This is a genomic window from Arachnia rubra, from assembly GCF_019973735.1.
In the GTDB taxonomy this organism is placed as follows: Bacteria; Actinomycetota; Actinomycetes; order Propionibacteriales; family Propionibacteriaceae; genus Arachnia; species Arachnia rubra.
On sequence record NZ_AP024463.1, the window covers coordinates 2,103,578 to 2,120,927 of the forward strand.

The window sequence follows — 17,350 nt, forward strand, 5'->3', positions numbered from 1 at the left end:
GCTCGTAGGCCCGCTGGAACGCACCGCCGAGGCTAGCATCCTCAGAACAGCTTGATGGGGCTGATGATGTCGGCCAGGATCAGCACCACGCCGCCGATCAGCAGGAAACCACCGACCACATAGGCCACGGGAAGCATCTTCGCGGTGTCGACGGGCCCCGGGTCGCCGCGGCCTCGCAGTCGCGCGATACCACGCCTTAGTGCCTCGTAGAGGGCACCGGCCACATGCCCTCCGTCGAGTGGCAGCAGCGGGACCAGGTTCAGCAGTGCGACAAACAGGTTCACGCTGCCGAGCAGCGACAGCCAGGTGACGGCGCGGTCCTCCACTGGCAGTGAGTCGCTCACCGCGATCTCCCCGGCCACCCGGCTGGCACCGACAACAGAGATCGGGCTGTTGATGTCACGCTCAGCGCCAGTCACGAGTCCCACGCCGACGTTCCAGACCCGGGATGGGAAAGAGGCCAGTGCCACCACCGACATCTGGGTGGTGTTCCACATCTGCCCCGCGGTCTCGATGACACCGCCACGGACCAGCTCCCTGCCGGGCGAGACCCCAAGAAAACCCGCCTCCACCCGCGAACTCGGGTCGAGCTTGTCCGACACCGGCTGGATGATCGTGTTGACGGTGGGCAGTTCAATGACCTGCCCACCGCGCTCCACGGTGATCGCGGCCGCGCCGTCGCGGTTCGCGCGGATCAAGTCCGTCAGCTCGTTCCAATTGCTGATGGCGTGCCCGTTGAAGGCAACCACCTTGTCGCCGACCTGCATTCCGGCTTGTTTGGCGGGGGTCTGTGGGTCACCATCCTGGCAGGTGGCAGGCACCCGGCCGGCGGGTATGACGCAGTCATTGACGACCGTGACCTCGAGGGTTGACTGCCAGGTGCCGTGGAAAAAGTTGATGCCCAAGAAGATCAGGAACGCGAGGAGCACGTTCATGGCGGGCCCGCCGAGCATGATGATGACCTTCTGCCACACGGGTTTCTGATGGAAGAGCCTCCCATCGTCGCTGGGGCTGATCTCCTCGTATTCGTAGCTGCGCGCCTGGTCGGCCATCCGGGTGAGCCACCCCTTGGGCTTGTCCGTCTGCTTCTCAGGCGGATACATCCCGACCAGCCGGACATAGCCGCCTAACGGGAACATCTTGAAGCCGTACTCGGTCTCCCCTCGTTTCCTGGACCAGATGGTTCTGCCAAAACCCACGAAATACTGAGTCACCTTGACGCCGAAGAGCTTGGCCGGCACGAGGTGTCCAATCTCGTGCAGTGCGATGGAGGCCATGATCAGGGCGAAGAACAGCAACGCCAGGCCGATCAGCACGAGGGTGTTCAAGAGAGTTCCTCCACGAGTTCACGAGCGCGTTCACGGGCCGCGGCATCTGCGGCCAGCACGGCTTCCAAGGTCAGTTCAGTATCCGGGACGTGCCCAATGCCGAGATGCTCATCCAGGCATTGTGCGATCAGGTCGGTGATCTTCAGGAACCCGATCCGGGACTCACAGAAGGCGTCGACCAAAACCTCATTGGCGGCATTGTAGACAGCTGGCGCAGTGCCAGCCGCCTTTCCGGCGCGGCGGGCCAGCTCGACCGCAGGAAAGGTCGCATCGTCCAGCGGTTCGAAGGTCCAGGATGAGGGACGCGTCCAATCGCAGGGAGCCGCAGCCGCTGGAAGCCGGTCCGGCCAGGTGAGTGCCAGCCCGATCGGCAGACGCATATCCGGCGGCGAAGCCTGGGCTATCGTGGAACCGTCGCTGAACTCCACCATGGAGTGGACGACCGACTGGGGATGCACGGTCACGACGATGTCGTCCAGGGTGACCCGGTAGAGCAGAGCGGCCTCGATGAGTTCGAGTCCCTTGTTGACGAGCGTCGCGGAGTTGATCGTGATGACCCTGCCCATGTTCCACGTGGGGTGGGCCATGGCCTCCTGAGGCGTGACATTCACCAACTCACCACGGACACGTCCCCGGAACGGCCCTCCCGAGGCGGTCAGGATGAGTCTGGCGACCTCCTGGGAACGCCCGGCGCGCAGCGCCTGGGCGAAGGCGGAATGCTCAGAGTCGACGGCGACCAGCTGGCCGGGAGCCGCCAGGTCTGTCACCAGCCGTCCGCCGATCACGAGGGATTCCTTGTTGGCGAGCGCTAGCGTCCGTCCGGCTCTGAGCGCTGCGAGGGTGGGCTCCAGTCCCGCTGCCCCGGTGATGGCGTTCAACACGACATCGCAGTCCGATGAGGCCAGCTCGGCCGCAGCCTCGGGGCCAGTGAGAAGCTGTGGCATTTTGACTCCACGAACCGCGAGTTCGTGTCTCAATGCAGGAATCGCCTCGGAATCGGCCACAGCGACCCGGGCCGGCAGGAACGCCGCCACCTGTTCGGCCAGCAATCCGGTGTTACGGCCTGAGGCCGCCAATGCCACCACGCCGAACTGGTCACGCCGCGACCTGACCACGTCGAGTGTCTGGGTGCCGATGGAGCCGGTGGAACCGAGCAGGACGATTCTTCGCACCCAGACAGTGTGTCACGATCCGCAAATGCGATCGCCGGCCCACTGCCCTGGAGGTTGCGGGCCGGCGATCATCCAGCAGGATCAGACGAGTCCGAATGCCTGCATCGCGTTGGCGACCTTGATGAAGCCGGTAATGTTGGCACCGACGACGTAGTCACCGGGAGCACCGTACTCCTCAGCAGTGGCAGCACACATGTCGTGGATGTTCCGCATGATGCCGGTCAGGCGCTCCTCGGTGTACTCGAAGCTCCACGAGTCACGCATGGCGTTCTGCTGCATCTCGAGACCCGAGGTGGCCACTCCCCCCGCGTTGGCAGCCTTGCCGGGAGCGAACAGCACACCCGCCTGCTGGAAAGCGTGGACTCCCTCGGGGGTGGTGGGCATGTTGGCGCCTTCCGCCACCGCTGTGACACCGTTACGGATCAGCGTGGCGGCCTGCTCGCCGTTCAGCTCATTCTGGGTGGCGCAGGGCAGCGCTACATCCACAGCAACGTCCCAGATGGAGCCAGCCGAGCCCAGTTCGGCACCGTCGCGCCGGGACGCGTAGTCGGCGATACGACCGCGCTCTACCTCCTTGACCTGCTTCAGCAGCCCCACATCGATACCAGCCTCGTCCACCACATATCCGGAGGAGTCAGAACAGGCCACCACCCTGCCGCCAAGTTGGTGCACCTTCTCGATGGCATAGATGGCGACGTTGCCGGACCCGGAGACCGTGACGCGCTTGCCGTCGAAGTCCTCGCCGCGGGTCTTCAACATCTCCTGGGCGAAGGCCACGGTGCCGTACCCCGTCGCCTCAGTGCGCACCAGAGAACCACCCCAGTCGAGGCCCTTGCCGGTGAGCACACCCGACTCGTAGCGATTGGTGATTCGCTTGTACTGCCCGAACAGATAGCCGATCTCCCGGCCTCCGACACCAATGTCACCGGCTGGCACATCCGTGTACTCACCCAGGTGACGGTAGAGCTCGGTCATGAAGGACTGGCAGAAGCGCATCACCTCGGCATCAGACCTACCACGCGGGTCGAAGTCGGAGCCGCCCTTGCCGCCGCCGATGGGCAGCCCGGTCAGGGAGTTCTTGAAGATCTGCTCGAAACCCAGGAACTTGATGATGCCCAGGTAGACCGACGGATGGAACCGCAGACCACCCTTGTAGGGCCCGAGCGCCGAGTTGAACTCGACGCGGAAACCGCGGTTGACCTGAACCGTCCCCTGGTCGTCGACCCACGGAACCCGGAAGATGATCTGGCGTTCAGGCTCGCAGATGCGCTCCAGGGTCTTGTCCTCCAGGTAGCTCGGGTTCTTCTTGATGACGGGCTCGAGGCTCTCGAAGACCTCCCGGACGGCCTGATGGAACTCAGCCTCACCGGGGTTACGGGCAACCACGGACTCGAAGATGGATTGCAACTGCTGATCCATTCGGACTCCTCGCTAGTAGATTTCAGCTTGTGACGTGCGGAAGCCTAGCGATGCTTTGTGAACGGCACGTTTCAGTCCAGAAACGGTTCAGGACCTGGTCTCCTCGCGGGCAGCCAGCTGCCCACAAGCCCCATCGATCTCGGAACCACGAGTGTCCCGGAGGGTCACGGGCACACCCCGCTGCCTAAGCACCGCGACGAAAGCCGCCTCATCCTCAGGACGCGAGGCGGTCCAGCGCGATCCCGGAGTCGGATTCAGGGGAATCAAGTTGACGTGCACCCAGCCCCAGTCTCCCCGGCGTTTCAGGACGTCCGCCAGCAGGTTGGCCCGAGCAACGGAGTCGTTGATATCGCGCATCAGAGCGTACTCGATGCTGACACGTCGCCTGGTGACCCTGGCGTATTCCCAGGCGGCATCAACCACCTCAGCGACGCTCCAGCGGTTGTTCACCGGCACGATCTCATTGCGCAGGTCATCGTCGGGAGCGTGTAGGGAGACGGCCAAGGTAACCGGAAGTCCCTCGCCCGCTAGGCGGCCGATCTGCGGCACCAGGCCCACAGTCGAGACGGTGATGCCACGCGAGCTCATCCCGAATCCCCCTGGGCTGGGTGCGGTCAGGGTGCGGATAGTGCCCAGCACTGCCTTGTAATTGGCCAGCGGCTCGCCCATACCCATGAAAACGATGTTGTTGAGCCGGCCCGTCGCACCAGGCACCAGACCAGAGGCCAGCATCCGGTTGGCCGCGAAGGCCTGGACCGCGATCTCGGCCTGCGACAAATTCCGTTTCAGTCCTCCCTGCCCCGTCGCGCAGAAGGGACAGGCCATCCCGCAGCCCGCCTGCGAGCTGATACACAATGTGGAACGGCTCGGATAGCGCATGAGCACGGACTCAAGCAGGGAGCCGTCATGAAGCCGCCACAGCGTTTTGATGGTGCGGCCCCGGTCTGCGGTCAGCCGCCGGACCTGCGTGAGCAGGGCCGGGAAGAGCTGCCGTTTGAGATCGTCCCGGATCGCGGCAGGCAGATCAGTCCATGCGGTCACGTCGTCGCTCAGGCCGTCGAACACATGCCGGGAGATCTGATCGGCCCGGAACTTGGGCAGGCCGAAAGCCTCCATCGCGGCAAGTCGCTCGGAGATACTCAGGTCCAGCCAATGCCTCGGCGCCTTGCCACGGGCAGGCACGTCGAAGACCAGTGGAAGTTGAGTTGGCATGTCAGCCCCCCAGGCTCAGGTGCAGGACGAGCCAGCCTACAGGCACAGCCGCCAACATCGAGTCCAGGCGATCCATGACTCCGCCATGCCCAGGCAGGAAATTCGACATGTCCTTGATCCCCACATCCCGCTTGATGAGGGACTCCACGAGATCTCCCAGTGTCGCTGCAGGGGCGATGCACAGCCCCAGGATCAGACCCAGCCACCAGGGCGCGCCAAGACACCAGACGACAGCCACCGCGCCGATGATCGCCGCCGTGACGATAGACCCCGCGAACCCCTCCCAGGTTTTGGAGGGTGAAACGCGCGGCGCCATCTTGTGCCGGCCCAGCAGACTGCCGACGGCATAGGCGCCGGTGTCGGAAGCCACCACGCACACCACCACCACGATGATCCGACGGGTGCCGTGCGACTCGACCATCATCAGGGGGATGAAAATCCCCATCAGCGGGATGTAGGCGATGATCAGCGCACTGGCGGCAATATCGCGGATGAATCCCTCCGGGCCTTGAAGTAGCAGCCTCGCAACCAGGCAGGCCAGCACCGTCCCACCGACACAGATCACCGCGAAGGTTGTCGGGGCTAGGCCCAGCTGCCACCGGAACATCGCATACGCACCCAAGACGCTGATGAGCGTGCCAGCGACTATGCACCTGACCTGGGCATGCATGTCTTTGCGCAGCAGAGCCTGGTGGATCTCGACGACAGCCAGGCTGAGTGCGGCGGCCGAGATCAGCACGAAGAACCAGGGAGCCCACAGCAGCCCCACGGCCAGCGCAGCCAGCAGAGCCAATCCGACGCCGATGGCCACCGGGAGGTTCCGGCCGGCCTTCGGCACGGACGCCGCCCGTCCTGGCACCTGGTTAGGCATCAGACCTCGCTGAGTTCGGCTTCCTTGTTTTTGAGTAGCTCGTCGATCGCCTCCACGTACTTCTTCGTGGTGGTGTCCATGCTCTTCTCAGCACGAGCCAGCTCGTCCTCACTGATCTCGGAGCTCTTCTCAAGCTTCTTCAGGGAGTCGATAGCGTGACGCCTGATGTTGCGCACGGCGATACGGGCATCCTCGGCCTTGGACTTGGCAAGTTTGATGTACTCCTTGCGGCGTTCCTCGGTCAGCTGCGGCATGACCACACGGATCGAGTTCCCGTCGTTACTCGGGTTGACCCCGAGGTCTGCCTCACGGATCGTCTTCTCGATGGCTGCGATGGCGCTCCGGTCGAAGGGAGTGATCAGCATCGTGCGGGGGTCGGGTGAGTTGAATGTGGCAAGCTGCTGAAGCGGTGTCGGAGCCCCGTAGTAGTCCGCATTGAGCCGGTTGAACATGGCGGGATGGGCCCGGCCTGTACGGATGGTCGACAGGTCCTCGCGGGCATGGTCGACCGCCTGCTGCATCTTGTCCTGGGTTTCCTTCTCGACGTCGGCGATCATTGCCGCTCTCCTTTACCTAAAGAGTGTTCTATTCAGCGGGAAACGAGTGTCCCGATGGGTTCACCCTGCACGACACGGCCGATGTTGCCCCGCTCGGACAGGTTGAAGAAGACGATGTTGAGGGAGTTGTCGCGAGCCAGCGCAATGGCGGTGGCATCGGCGACCTTGAGGTCCTGGGCCAGGAACTCGTCGTGGGTGAGGTGCTCATAGCGTTTCGCGTCCGGATTGGTCTGCGGGTCCGAGTCGTAGACCCCATCCACTCCCTGTTTGCCCATCAACAGCACCTCGGCACCGATCTCAAGGGCACGCTGCGCAGCCACGGTGTCGGTGGAGAAGTACGGCATCCCTGAGCCGGCGCCGAAGATGACCAGGCGTCCCTTTTCAAGATGACGCTCCGCTCGGCGCGGTATGTAGGGTTCCGCCACCTGCGCCATGTTGATCGCCGACTGGACACGGGTGTGCACCCCCTCCTTCTCCAGGAAGTCCTGCAGTGCGATGGCGTTCATCACGGTGCCGAGCATGCCCATGTAGTCAGCTCGGTCCCGCGCCATGCCGCTGCTACTCAGCTCAGCTCCCCTGAAGTAGTTCCCCCCACCCACCACTACAGCTATCTGGGTTCCCTTAGACACCACAGCGGCTATCTCCTTCGCGATGCCTGAGATGACACCGGGATCAACCCCCAGCTTTCCCCCGCCGAAAACCTCTCCCGACAGTTTCAGCAGTACGCGCTGATATGGCTTGTCCATGGGGCCTACCTTCCTGGTGGGTGACGCATCACGGCTCACAATATCGTCTCAAGCGAAACGAGCGCGCCCCGGCAGGGGACACGCTCGTTTCTGCATCTGAATGATCAGGCACCGACGGCCAGCCGCGCGAAACGCTTGACCTGCGCCCCTGCGGCCTTGAGGACATCGCCGACAGTCTTCTTGTCCTCCCAGACGGCGAGCTGATCCAGCAGCACGACGTCCTTGTAGAAGCCACCGAGCCGACCCTCGATGATCCGCGGAATCGCCCCCTCGGGCTTACCTTCCTCACGAGCGGTAGCCTCAGCGATGCGGCGTTCGTTCTCAACCACGTCAGCCGGGATCTCGTCCCGGGTCACATACACCGGGCTCATCGCGGCGATGTGCATCGCGACCTGGTGGGCGAGGGTGTCGTCTCCCCCTTCATACTCGACCAGGACACCGACCTGGGGCGGCAGGTCGGAGGCACGGCGGTGCAGGTAGAGGTGGGTGGTGCCGTCATAGTTGGCGACGTTCACCAGCGACAGGTTCTCGCCGATCTTCGCTGCCAGCGACTGCACCGCCTCCTGGACATCCGCGGTGCCCAGCGGGGCGGCCTTAGCCGCCTCCAGGTCCTTGGCGCCAGAAGAGGTGACGGCCTGGACAATCTGGTCGCCCAGCCCGACGAACTCGGCGTTCTTGGCCACGAAATCGGTCTCGGCGGCCAGCTGGATGAGAACTCCATCACGACCTGCGACGATGCCGTTGGTGGCTTCACGGTCAGTGCGCTTGGCGGCTTTGGCCAGACCAGAGATGCGGAGCAGCTCGATGGCCTTCTCGTGGTCGCCCTCGGCTTCGGTGAGGGCTTTCTTGGCGTCCATCATGCCGGCGCCGGTGGCGTCGCGCAGCTTCTTGACGTCAGCAGCAGTGATTGCCATGTCAGTTTCCCGTCTTGTTGTGGAATTACTCGGACTCGGTCTTGCCGGACTCGGTCGTGGCAGAGGCGGAGGTCTCCTTCTCGGAGGCTGCGTCCTCGCCCTGGGCCAGGAGCTCGCGCTCCCAGTCGGGCATAGGCTCAGCCTCGGCTTCTTCTCCGCTGCGGCCGGAGGAACGCTGGATCAGACCCTCAGCGACAGCGTCGGCGATGATGCGAGTCAGCAGAGCGACAGACCGGATGGCGTCGTCATTGCCTGGAACCGCGTAGTCGACCTCGTCGGGGTCGCAGTTCGTGTCGAGAATCCCGACGATGGGGATGCGCAGTTTGCGGGCCTCGTCAACCGCGAGGTGCTCTTTCTTGGTGTCGATCACCCAGACGGCCTGCGGGGTCCGGGTCATGTCGCGGATACCGCCAAGAGTCCTGCTCAGCTTGTTCTTCTCCCGCTCAAGGTGCAGCAGCTCCTTCTTGGTCAGGCCGCTACTGGCGGAGTTCGTCAGGTCCATGCCCTCCAGCTCCTTGAGACGCTGGATCCGCTTGGTCACAGTGTGAAAGTTGGTAAGCATGCCACCGAGCCAGCGCTGGTTCACATAGGGCATGCCGACCCTGGTGGCCTGTTCGGCGATGGCTTCCTGCGCTTGTTTCTTGGTTCCCACAAAAAGCACCTGGCCGCCGCGGGCGACGGTGGACTTGACGAAGGCGAAGGCGCTGTCAATGTAGCTGAGCGACAGCTGGAGGTCGATGATGTAGATGCCGTTGCGCTCGGTGAAGATGAACCGCTTCATCTTCGGATTCCAGCGGCGGGTCTGGTGCCCGAAGTGGACTCCGGACTCAAGGAGCTGACGGGTGGTCACGACGGCCATAGCCGTTCCTTTCGCGGTGGGCGCAGCAACGCCCACCTTTGTCAAGGGCGGGCATACAGCCCGCGCGGGTGGTTGTCTCAGGACTCCGGGAGGGGTCCTCTCCTGATGCGCCCGGTGGTGGCACCCGCGACACGCATCCCGGGACCACACCACCACCGACGGTTCCCGTGGCGGCGCATGCGATGTCAATCGGGCAAGCCGATTGCGCGGATAATCCTAGGCCGCGGAGCTTGAGGTTTTCAACATAGGACACCACTGCCCTGCCGACCGGCGATTGTCTCGCCACGTCTCCCAGAGTGAGGGACATGAGGAAGGCACTGCTCTCACTGACCTTGCTGCTGCTGGGGTTGTCACCGGCTGTAGCAAACGCAGATCCTGGCCTGGTTCTCTCGCCCCCGGTACCGGGCGCGCTGCTGCGTCCCTTCGACGGAGGCACGTCCCTCTACTCGGCTGGTCACCGAGGAGTTGACCTGGCTGCCGATGAGGGCGCGGAGGTGCGCGCCGCTGCCGTCGGGAAGGTCTATTTCGCCGGCCAGGTCGCGGGCAGGCCTTCTGTGTCTGTAGACCACGGGAATGGACTACGCACCACTTATACCCCTGTGGCCGGCTCAGTGTCCGAGGGAGCTGAGGTGCAGGCGGGCCAGGTGATCGGGCACCTGGCAGGACCGCCACACTGCGATCCGCGGTACTGCCTGCACTGGGGCCTGACGGATGGCACAAATTACTACGATCCGATGCTCTACCTGAGGACTCCCCCTATCCGGCTGCTGCCACACGGCACGACTCCCTCCCCCGTCACGTGGCTTCCACCGGCGCAGCTCCCCGGACCGGTTCCGGCTCCCGGGTCGCTACCGGTCGCGGGGCCCGTCACCAGCCCTTTCGGGATGCGGGTGCATCCGGTCACAGGCGTTCTGAAGCTCCACGATGGCACAGACATCGGAGCAGCATGCGGCACCCCGATCCACCTGCCCTGGGCTGGGACGGTGGTCTCCGCAGGATATGACGGCGGCTACGGGTACCGGGTGGTCGTCGAGCACTCAGGAATACGCACCGGCTACGCCCACCTTCCAGGAATCGAGGTTGCGGTGGGGCAGAGCATGGACGCCGGGGCACTGGTCGGGCATGTCGGCAGCACAGGCTACTCCACCGGATGTCACCTGCATTGGATGGCCTGGAAAGCAGGGGAGGTCATCGACCCTCTCACCCTGGTCCGGTGAAAAACCTCACAGCAACCAGTGTGGGAAGGCCTCAGGCCCGTGGGTGGGCCTGCCGGAAGGCGGCCCGGAGCCGTTCGTTGGTGACATGGGTGTAGCGCTGGGTGGTGGCCACGGTGGCATGTCCCAGCATCTCCTGGACGCTGCGCAGATCCGCTCCCCCGCTCAGCAGGTGAGTGGCCATCGCATGCCGCAGGGCATGGGGCCCGACGGAGACGCCGCCAACGGCAGTGGCGGCATGGACTACACGTCGCGCCACACGAGGATCGAGAGCGCCACCACGAACCCCCAGGAACACCCGGGAAGGGCTGTCTGGACCCGCCACCGTGTCACGAACCGCCAGCCACGCCCTCAGCGCACGCCGGGCAGGAGCGCCCATGGGCACAGCACGCTCCTTGTCCCCCTTTCCCAGCACCCTCACCGTGGAGTTCTCAAAGTCGACGTCACGCAGTCCCAGCCCACAGGCTTCCGAGATACGCAGCCCGCTGGCGTACAGCAGCTCCACCAGGGCGACATCACGCAGCGCGACAGGATCACCGCCGACGGCGGCCGAGGCCAGGAAGCCGATGGTGCCGTCCATCTGGGTCTCGGTCGGCACCTCCGGCAGGCTCCGAGGCTGGCGCGGCGTGCGCAGACGCGCCGCCGGGCTGGAAACAACCAGGCCTTCCCGGTGTGCCCAAGCGAAGAAGCCGCGAGCGCAGGAAACCCGGCGTTGCAGCGTCGCTGGCTCCGCCCCGGAATCAGCCTGCTCGGCCAGCCATGAGCGCAAGTGGGTGAGGGTCACCTGCCCAGGCGGGACCTGCGCCGACGAAGCCAGGCTCGCCAGATCCGTCATGTAGGCACGGACTGTGTTGGACGACAGACCACGCTCCGTCTCCAAGTGGTTCTGGTACTCGGCAACCACCTCTGCCCAAGGCCCTTGCATGCTGCCCAGTGTGGCAGCATGCATACTGTTGCCCTGCACGACGAACCGGAGAACAGGGAGATTGATGTCCGAGGACCTCACCACTGGCGGCCGTGTCCGCCCCATCACGCGCTGGGGTACCCCCGTGATGCATGAGACCACCAAGCCCGTAACCGAGTTCGGGGATGAACTGCACGACCTGGTACGTGACATGTTCGCCACGATGCGGGCTGCTGAAGGAGTCGGCCTGGCGGCCACGCAGGTGGGGGTTGGGGTCTCCGTCTTCGTCTACGAATGCCCCGACGCCAATGACCGGATCCAGCGGGGAGTGGTCTGCAATCCTGCGGTGGATCTGCCGCAAGGCAAAGACCGCAACCTCGATGCCGCCGAAGAGGGCTGTCTCTCCTGGCCGGGAGGATATTCCAGCGTTCCCCGCCCGGACAAAGCCGTCTGCCGGGGGCAGGATGCCGAGGGCAGGGAGATCGAACTGGTCGGGACAGGCCTGCTGGCGCGCTGTTTCCAGCACGAGACGGACCATCTCAATGGCATGGTTTTCGGGGATCGCATCTCGGATCGCTCCCGCCGGAAGCTGGATGAGCAGGTAGCCGACCTGGCCTGGCGCTACCCTGAGGACTGGCCGGTATCCCCCAAACGGGATTCAGCCCCGCTTCCCAACCAGTGACGCCCTGAGGCTGCAAGAATCATCACTGATGACGGCTTCTGAGGGGCCTTGCGCATCATCGAAAGCACAACATGAGAATCCGGACCCGCTTGCTGGCCATGGCCTCGGCCCTGGTCTTCTTCCCCGCACTCATCGGAGCCTCTACCCACCGCACCTGGGCGGCACCTTCGCGCAACGACCCATCCCCGCTGCCGGTCGGGCAGGTGCAAGGAACCGGCGAGGACAGCCCCTATACGGGACGAACAGTCACGGTGGAAGGCGTGGTCACCGGCGATTTCCAAGGGCCTGACCAGTTCCGTGGCGTTTTCATCCAGGATGCGGGCGACGGGGATGAGGCCACCAGCGACGGAATCTTCGTCTATGACAAGTCAGCCAATGATCTAAACGTCGGCGACCGGGTGCGGGTCAGGGGAAAGGTCAGTGAGCACAAGAACCAGACCCAGATCACACCCAGCTCGGTCACGAAACTGGAAAGCGGCATCACGATCGCTCCCACGGAGTTGAGCCTGCCCGTCACCAACTGGGAACGTTACGAGGGGATGCTACTCAGGTTCCCCCAGGCTCTCACCATCCTCGATGCCCACAATTTCGACCGCTATGGCGAACTCACGTACGGCCTGGACCGCCAATGGGTCCCCACCAGTATCGTGGACCCCGGCCAGCCCGCCAATGACTTGCTGGCCAGCAACAATACGGACCGCCTGCTGGTGGACGACGGGCGCAGCTCCCAGAATCCCTCACCAGCCATCCATCCAGACGGGAAACCGATGGCGCAGGACAACTACTTCCGCAGCGGCGACCAGGTCACAAACCTGACAGGCATCCTGAGCTACGACTTCGAGTCCTACCGGCTGCAGCCAACCACAGGCGCAGACCACAGCGCCACCAACCCCCGCCCTGCCGCCCCGGAACGGCAGGGAAACCTGCGCATAGCGTCATTCAACGTGCTGAATTACTTCACCACTTTGACCTCAGAGAACTCCCATGCCCGTGGAGCTGACACCCCAGAGGAGTTCCAAAGGCAACAGGCGAAGATTGTCTCAGCCCTGACGGCGCTTGACGCAGACGTCTTCGGGTTGATGGAGATCGAGAACAACGGCACCGCCGTCGAAGATCTGGTAGCCGCTCTGAATGCCAAGGCTGGAGAGGGCACCTACGCCGCGGTGAAGACGGGGAAGGTCGGTGGCGATGCCATCTTCCAGGCATTCATCTACAAACCGGCGACCGTTGAACTGGCAGGTTCGTTCACAACATTGAGCTTCGGCAATACCGGCAACAGACCCTCCCTGGTACAGACGTTCCGCCACCGGGAGTCCGGTGAGTTGGTCACCGTGTCGGTGAACCACCTCAAGTCGAAGGGTTCAGCCTGTAAGGGTGACCCGGACCGGAGCGATGGCCAGGGCAACTGCAATACCACTCGCACAGCAGCTGCGGAGAAACTCGTCTCCTGGCTGGGCACCGACCCGGCAGGCCAGGGTGCGTCTCGCACCGTCATCATCGGTGATCTCAACTCCTATGATCATGAGGATCCGGTGACGGCGCTCGTCGCTGGGGGCTACGCCGACATGGAAAAGAAATTCAGCGGGGAACAGGCGTATTCGTATGTCTTCGACGGCATGGCCGGTTATCTGGACCATGCGCTGGCGAACCCGGCCGCGCAGGAGAGCATCATCGATGCCCGGGCCTGGCACATCAACGCCGACGAGGCAGACATCCTCGACTACGACATGACCTACAAGAAGGCGGCGGAACAGGACCTCTACAGTCCTGACCCCTACCGCTCCTCCGATCACGACCCGGTGGTGGTGAGCCTCCAGCTGGGTGACGCCCAGCCCAGCCAATCCCCCACGGCGCCCCCATCCTCGCCGGCGGCCATAGCGCCAGCTGAAAGGACTGTCCACCCTGGCCTACCGAGGACCAGCGGCTAGGAGCTCGCCTATAGCTGCTGGGCACAGGCTATAGGAACGGGGTTTCGGGCGGCCATGAGCCTCCCCCGGGAGAGCGTCGCATGAACGCCGGATTACCGGACCGGCTCAGCGCCCGTCCCAGTGTGTAGCGAGTATTGCCGCCAATGCTTGTCGGCTTCACCGGAGCCAGTGGGCAAAGATGGCGGCAGCCGTCGCCACGTTCAGTGAGTCGATCCCCGTCGCCATTTCAATCCTGACGCGTGTGTCTGCGACGGCCAGCCAATCTGCGCTCAGACCATGTCCCTCGGATCCGAGCAGCAGCGCGAGACGCTCCGGTGCCTGGTATTCGGTCAGCGTCGTGGCTTCCAGCCCGATGGTGGCGGCCGCCAGATCGAATCCGGCGGCGCGGAGCCGGTCCAAGTCGGCCACTGGATCGGTCATCCGCCGCCAGCCCACCTGGAAACAGGTTCCCATGGACGCTTTGATGGCCCGCCGGTAAAGGGGATCGGCGCCTCCCGGGGAGATCACGACAGCATCCCATCCGAGGGCAGCAGCGACACGCATGATGGATCCCACATTGGCGTGATCAACAAGTTCCTGGCACACCAGGACGCGGCGGGAAGCGAGGATCCCCTCCCAGGGCGTCTCGTCGGGCCGCTCGAAACTGGCGAGGGCCCCTCGATGCACGTGGAATCCGCTCACCGCCTCTATCAACTGGTCATCGGCCACCAGGCACGGCACCTCAGGCCAGGCGGCAAGCACATCAGCCAGGCCCGGCAGCCACTTCGAGGCAAGCAAGAAGGACCGCGGCCGGCACCCAGCCTCGGCAGCCCGCCGGATGATCTTGTCGCCCTCCGCGATGAAGATTCCCCGCTCACCCTCCACCCGTCGGCGAAGCTGCGAGTCACGCAATGAGACATAGTCCCCGAGACGGGCATCATCAATGGAGGCGATATCAAAACGCATGCCTTTGAGCGTAACGAAGGAGCTGGAAGCCACGTTGTAGGGTCAGTTCCCGTGTGGCCAAGGCTGAGGGACCCATTCCTGCTCTACATCCTCTTGGCAGCTCTGGGCGGGTTTAGCCTGCCCACCTCTGGTGCCGCCACGACAGTCCTCAGCTGGTGCACGAAGACAGCCATCTTCCTGCTATTCCTCGGTTACGGAACCCGTCTCTCAGCTGCCGAGACCTACGCCGGGCTGAGGCATTGGCAATTGCACCTGACAATCCTCACCTGCACCTTCCTGGTTTTCCCACTGGTGGGGCTGGGACTGCTGCATCTGCCCTGGTACTCCCCTGGCCTGGCACTCGGCCTGGCCTTTCTGACGTTGGTGCCGTCGACTGTGCAGTCATCGATCACATTCACCTCGATCGCGGGTGGGAATGTGGCGGGGGCAATCGTCTCAGCCACCGCCTCGAATCTGCTGGGTGTGCTGTTGACACCGCTCCTGGTGATGTTGACGCTGCCTGCCGCTGGCGCGGTCCCAGTCGGATGGGGCGCCTTCGGCGCAGTCATGGTCCAGTTGCTGCTCCCATTCGTCCTGGGACAGCTATCACGTCACTGGACGGCGGAGTTCATGGTCCGGAACAAGAGCAGACTGAGATGGCTGGATCAGGGCGTGATCTGCCTGGTGGTCTACGGCGCCTTCGCGGAACTCAGGAGCAACGGCATAGAGACGACCAGCACAGAACTGCTGATCATGCTTGCCCTATGTCTTCTCGTCCTAATCTTCATGCTGGTCTTCACCTGGCGGCTTGCCCGTCTCCTCAGGTTCAGCCGGGCCGACGAGATCGCCATTGTCTTCTGCGGCACGAAGAAGTCCCTCGCAACGGGGGTACCGATGGCAACCGTGCTGTTCGCGGGGCAGGGCGTCGGACTCATCGTGTTCCCGCTCATGGTGTTCCACACCCTTCAGCTCATCGCCTGCACTCTCATCGCGCAGCGCTATGCGTCAGGACATGACGCTGATTCACGGACAGGACTGTGAGGACTGCGCAGAACTGGGGCTCTTGCCCTCCCCGGGGAAGAACAAGAGCCCCAGTGTCAGGGAGCTACTGGGAAACCACGCCGACAGCTCCCTGGGATAAGTCAGAGCCTTACTCGTCGGCGGCGCTCGGGTGGGTCATGTCGGCGGGAACCACCCACTGGTCGAACTGCTCATCGGTCAGGAAACCGAGTTCCAGGGCTGATTCGCGCAGCGACAGCCCCTTGTGGTGGGCATTCTTGGCGATCTTGGACGCCTTGTCGTATCCGATGTGGCGGTTGAGGGCCGTCACCTGCATCAGGTTGGTGTCGAGGTTGGCCTGGATCCGCTCCCGGTTCGGCTCGATGCCGTAGGCGCAGTTCGACTCAAAGGACACGCAGGCGTCCCCCAGCAGCTGAATGGACTCAAGAACGCACCAGGCCATGACCGGCTTGAAGACGTTGAGCTGGAAATTGCCCTGCGACCCGGCGAAACCGACGGTGGCGTCGTTCCCGAACACCTTCGTGGCCACCATCGTCATCGCCTCGCACTGGGTGGGGTTCACCTTGCCCGGCATGATGGACGACCCCGGCTCGTTCTCGGGAATGAGCAACTCACCGATGCCGTTGCGTGGACCGGATGCGTACCAGCGCACGTCGTTAGCGATCTTCATCAGGGCGTCGCCTAGGACCCGCAGCGCACCAGAGACCAGCACCAAAGCGTCGTGGGCGCCGAGAGCGGCGAACAGGTTCGCCGCCTGCGTGAACGTGATCCCGGTCTCGGCAGAGATCTTCTCAGCCGTGAGCGCTCCGAACTTGGGGTGGGCATTCAGGCCGGTCCCGACCGCGGTCCCGCCGATCGCCAGTTCGCGGGCGCGTGAATCGGCGTACTCGATGCCCTCCAGTGCGAAGTCGATCTGGGCCACCCAGCCGGAGAAGACCTGTCCGAGACGGATCGGGGTGGCGTCCTGGAGATGGGTGCGCCCGACCATGATGACGTCGTCATACTGCTTGGCCTTGGCGTCCAGGGTGTCGCGCAGCTTCCGGATCCGCGGATACATAGCTGCCAGCTCGTTGACCACCGCGATGTGCATGGCTGTGGGGAAGGTGTCGTTGGATGACTGCCCGCGGTTGACGTGGTCGTTGGGGTGGACGGGGGTCTTCGTTCCGAGTTCACCTCCGGCGATTTCAATGGCGCGGTTCGAGATGACCTCGTTCACGTTCATGTTGGACTGGGTTCCGGAGCCGGTCTGGAAAACCACCAGTGGGAAGTGGTCATCAAGTGTGCCCTCAATGACCTCATCGCCTGCCTTGGCGATGAGACTGGCTATATCCTGCGGGAGTTCTCCGAGCTCCGCGTTCGCCAGCGCCGCGGATTTCTTCAAGATACCGAGGGCCTTGACCATGGGCCGGCCCCATACGAAGGTTTCACGCCCGATGTCGAAGTTGTGAAGTGACCGCTCAGTCTGGGCACCCCAGTATCGGTCGGAGGCCACCTCGATGGTGCCCATCGAGTCAGACTCGGTGCGGGTATTCGGTGTCGCCATGGGAACTCCTTTGCTCTGTCGCCAACGTCTCAAGGCTATCGCCATCAGCTCAGGATT

16 protein-coding genes are annotated in these 17,350 nt (G+C 63.8%); 4 read left to right on the top strand and 12 right to left on the bottom strand.

The window, feature by feature from the left end:
* Positions 1-41 precede the first annotated feature (41 nt).
* The 9 genes from SK1NUM_RS09625 to rpsB all read right to left on the bottom strand — a co-directional run bounded on the left by SK1NUM_RS09625 (position 42) and on the right by rpsB (position 9,078).
* The gene (locus SK1NUM_RS09625) at positions 42-1,328 is read right to left on the bottom strand and encodes a M50 family metallopeptidase (RefSeq protein WP_212321528.1); all 1,287 of its coding nucleotides are present in this window, start codon (positions 1,326-1,328) and stop codon (positions 42-44) included.
* Complete coding sequence (dxr, locus tag SK1NUM_RS09630) at positions 1,325-2,500, bottom strand: 1-deoxy-D-xylulose-5-phosphate reductoisomerase (RefSeq protein WP_212321530.1); 1,176 nt, start codon at positions 2,498-2,500, stop codon at positions 1,325-1,327. The genes SK1NUM_RS09625 and dxr overlap by 4 nt, the downstream gene beginning before the upstream one ends.
* A gap of 81 nt (positions 2,501-2,581) precedes the next feature.
* The gene (gdhA, locus tag SK1NUM_RS09635; protein ID WP_212321532.1) at positions 2,582-3,919 is read right to left on the bottom strand and encodes an NADP-specific glutamate dehydrogenase; all 1,338 of its coding nucleotides are present in this window, start codon (positions 3,917-3,919) and stop codon (positions 2,582-2,584) included.
* An 87-nt stretch (positions 3,920-4,006) separates the two neighbouring features.
* Entirely contained in the window at positions 4,007-5,131 is a 1,125-nt protein-coding gene (gene rlmN, locus SK1NUM_RS09640) for a 23S rRNA (adenine(2503)-C(2))-methyltransferase RlmN (protein WP_212321534.1), read from the bottom strand.
* A 1-nt stretch (position 5,132) separates the two neighbouring features.
* The gene (locus SK1NUM_RS09645; RefSeq protein WP_212321535.1) at positions 5,133-6,002 is read right to left on the bottom strand and encodes a phosphatidate cytidylyltransferase; all 870 of its coding nucleotides are present in this window, start codon (positions 6,000-6,002) and stop codon (positions 5,133-5,135) included.
* Positions 6,002-6,559, bottom strand: a complete 558-nt coding sequence (frr, locus tag SK1NUM_RS09650; RefSeq protein WP_396020910.1) for a ribosome recycling factor — start codon at positions 6,557-6,559, stop codon at positions 6,002-6,004. The genes SK1NUM_RS09645 and frr overlap by 1 nt, the downstream gene beginning before the upstream one ends.
* Positions 6,560-6,591: 32 nt before the next feature.
* Positions 6,592-7,305 carry a UMP kinase gene (gene pyrH / locus SK1NUM_RS09655; RefSeq protein ID WP_212321536.1) on the bottom strand — a complete coding sequence of 238 codons (714 nt, stop codon included), beginning with the start codon at positions 7,303-7,305 and terminating at the stop codon, positions 6,592-6,594.
* Positions 7,306-7,409: 104 nt separating this feature from the next.
* Positions 7,410-8,219 (bottom strand): translation elongation factor Ts, encoded by an 810-nt coding sequence (tsf, locus tag SK1NUM_RS09660; RefSeq protein WP_212321537.1) that lies wholly within the window; start codon positions 8,217-8,219, stop codon positions 7,410-7,412.
* 25 nt (positions 8,220-8,244) lie between these two features.
* Positions 8,245-9,078 (bottom strand): 30S ribosomal protein S2, encoded by an 834-nt coding sequence (rpsB, locus tag SK1NUM_RS09665; RefSeq protein WP_212321538.1) that lies wholly within the window; start codon positions 9,076-9,078, stop codon positions 8,245-8,247.
* A 305-nt stretch (positions 9,079-9,383) separates the two neighbouring features.
* Between rpsB and SK1NUM_RS09670 the strand changes: the two genes are divergently transcribed.
* Positions 9,384-10,295 (top strand): peptidoglycan DD-metalloendopeptidase family protein, encoded by a 912-nt coding sequence (locus SK1NUM_RS09670; RefSeq protein ID WP_212321539.1) that lies wholly within the window; start codon positions 9,384-9,386, stop codon positions 10,293-10,295.
* 31 nt (positions 10,296-10,326) lie between these two features.
* Here SK1NUM_RS09670 and SK1NUM_RS09675 read toward each other — a convergent pair whose 3' ends face one another.
* A complete protein-coding gene (locus SK1NUM_RS09675) occupies positions 10,327-11,217 on the bottom strand; it encodes a tyrosine recombinase XerC (RefSeq protein ID WP_223927480.1) in 891 nt (296 codons plus the stop codon).
* Positions 11,218-11,281: 64 nt separating this feature from the next.
* Between SK1NUM_RS09675 and def the strand changes: the two genes are divergently transcribed.
* Positions 11,282-11,878, top strand: coding sequence for a peptide deformylase (def, locus tag SK1NUM_RS09680; RefSeq protein WP_212321541.1), 597 nt, complete (start codon positions 11,282-11,284; stop codon positions 11,876-11,878).
* Positions 11,879-11,949: 71 nt separating this feature from the next.
* A complete protein-coding gene (locus tag SK1NUM_RS09685) occupies positions 11,950-13,806 on the top strand; it encodes an ExeM/NucH family extracellular endonuclease (RefSeq protein ID WP_212321542.1) in 1,857 nt (618 codons plus the stop codon).
* Positions 13,807-13,962: 156 nt separating this feature from the next.
* On the opposite strand, the gene SK1NUM_RS09690 is transcribed toward SK1NUM_RS09685, so the two are convergent.
* Positions 13,963-14,751, bottom strand: coding sequence for a TrmH family RNA methyltransferase (locus tag SK1NUM_RS09690; RefSeq protein ID WP_212321544.1), 789 nt, complete (start codon positions 14,749-14,751; stop codon positions 13,963-13,965).
* A 51-nt stretch (positions 14,752-14,802) separates the two neighbouring features.
* Between SK1NUM_RS09690 and SK1NUM_RS09695 the strand changes: the two genes are divergently transcribed.
* Positions 14,803-15,771: a bile acid:sodium symporter family protein gene (locus SK1NUM_RS09695; RefSeq protein WP_212321546.1), complete on the top strand. Its 969-nt coding sequence runs from the start codon at positions 14,803-14,805 to the stop codon at positions 15,769-15,771.
* 109 nt (positions 15,772-15,880) lie between these two features.
* Here SK1NUM_RS09695 and fumC read toward each other — a convergent pair whose 3' ends face one another.
* Entirely contained in the window at positions 15,881-17,293 is a 1,413-nt protein-coding gene (fumC, locus tag SK1NUM_RS09700; protein ID WP_212321554.1) for a class II fumarate hydratase, read from the bottom strand.
* Positions 17,294-17,350 lie beyond the last annotated feature (57 nt).

Bases quoted from the DNA above. Each gene is read 5' to 3' on its own strand.
- gdhA (WP_212321532.1), bottom strand. From the start codon at position 3,919: ATGGATCAGCAGTTGCAATCCATCTTCGAGTCCGTGGTTGCCCGTAAC.
- rlmN (WP_212321534.1), bottom strand. From the start codon at position 5,131: ATGCCAACTCAACTTCCACTGGTCTTCGACGTGCCTGCCCGTGGCAAG.
- SK1NUM_RS09645 (WP_212321535.1), bottom strand. From the start codon at position 6,002: ATGCCTAACCAGGTGCCAGGACGGGCGGCGTCCGTGCCGAAGGCCGGC.
- frr (WP_396020910.1), bottom strand. From the start codon at position 6,559: ATGATCGCCGACGTCGAGAAGGAAACCCAGGACAAGATGCAGCAGGCG.
- pyrH (WP_212321536.1), bottom strand. From the start codon at position 7,305: ATGGACAAGCCATATCAGCGCGTACTGCTGAAACTGTCGGGAGAGGTT.
- tsf (WP_212321537.1), bottom strand. From the start codon at position 8,219: ATGGCAATCACTGCTGCTGACGTCAAGAAGCTGCGCGACGCCACCGGC.
- rpsB (WP_212321538.1), bottom strand. From the start codon at position 9,078: ATGGCCGTCGTGACCACCCGTCAGCTCCTTGAGTCCGGAGTCCACTTC.
- SK1NUM_RS09670 (WP_212321539.1), top strand. From the start codon at position 9,384: ATGAGGAAGGCACTGCTCTCACTGACCTTGCTGCTGCTGGGGTTGTCA.
- SK1NUM_RS09675 (WP_223927480.1), bottom strand. From the start codon at position 11,217: ATGCAAGGGCCTTGGGCAGAGGTGGTTGCCGAGTACCAGAACCACTTG.
- def (WP_212321541.1), top strand. From the start codon at position 11,282: ATGTCCGAGGACCTCACCACTGGCGGCCGTGTCCGCCCCATCACGCGC.
- SK1NUM_RS09685 (WP_212321542.1), top strand. From the start codon at position 11,950: ATGAGAATCCGGACCCGCTTGCTGGCCATGGCCTCGGCCCTGGTCTTC.
- SK1NUM_RS09690 (WP_212321544.1), bottom strand. From the start codon at position 14,751: ATGCGTTTTGATATCGCCTCCATTGATGATGCCCGTCTCGGGGACTAT.
- fumC (WP_212321554.1), bottom strand. From the start codon at position 17,293: ATGGCGACACCGAATACCCGCACCGAGTCTGACTCGATGGGCACCATC.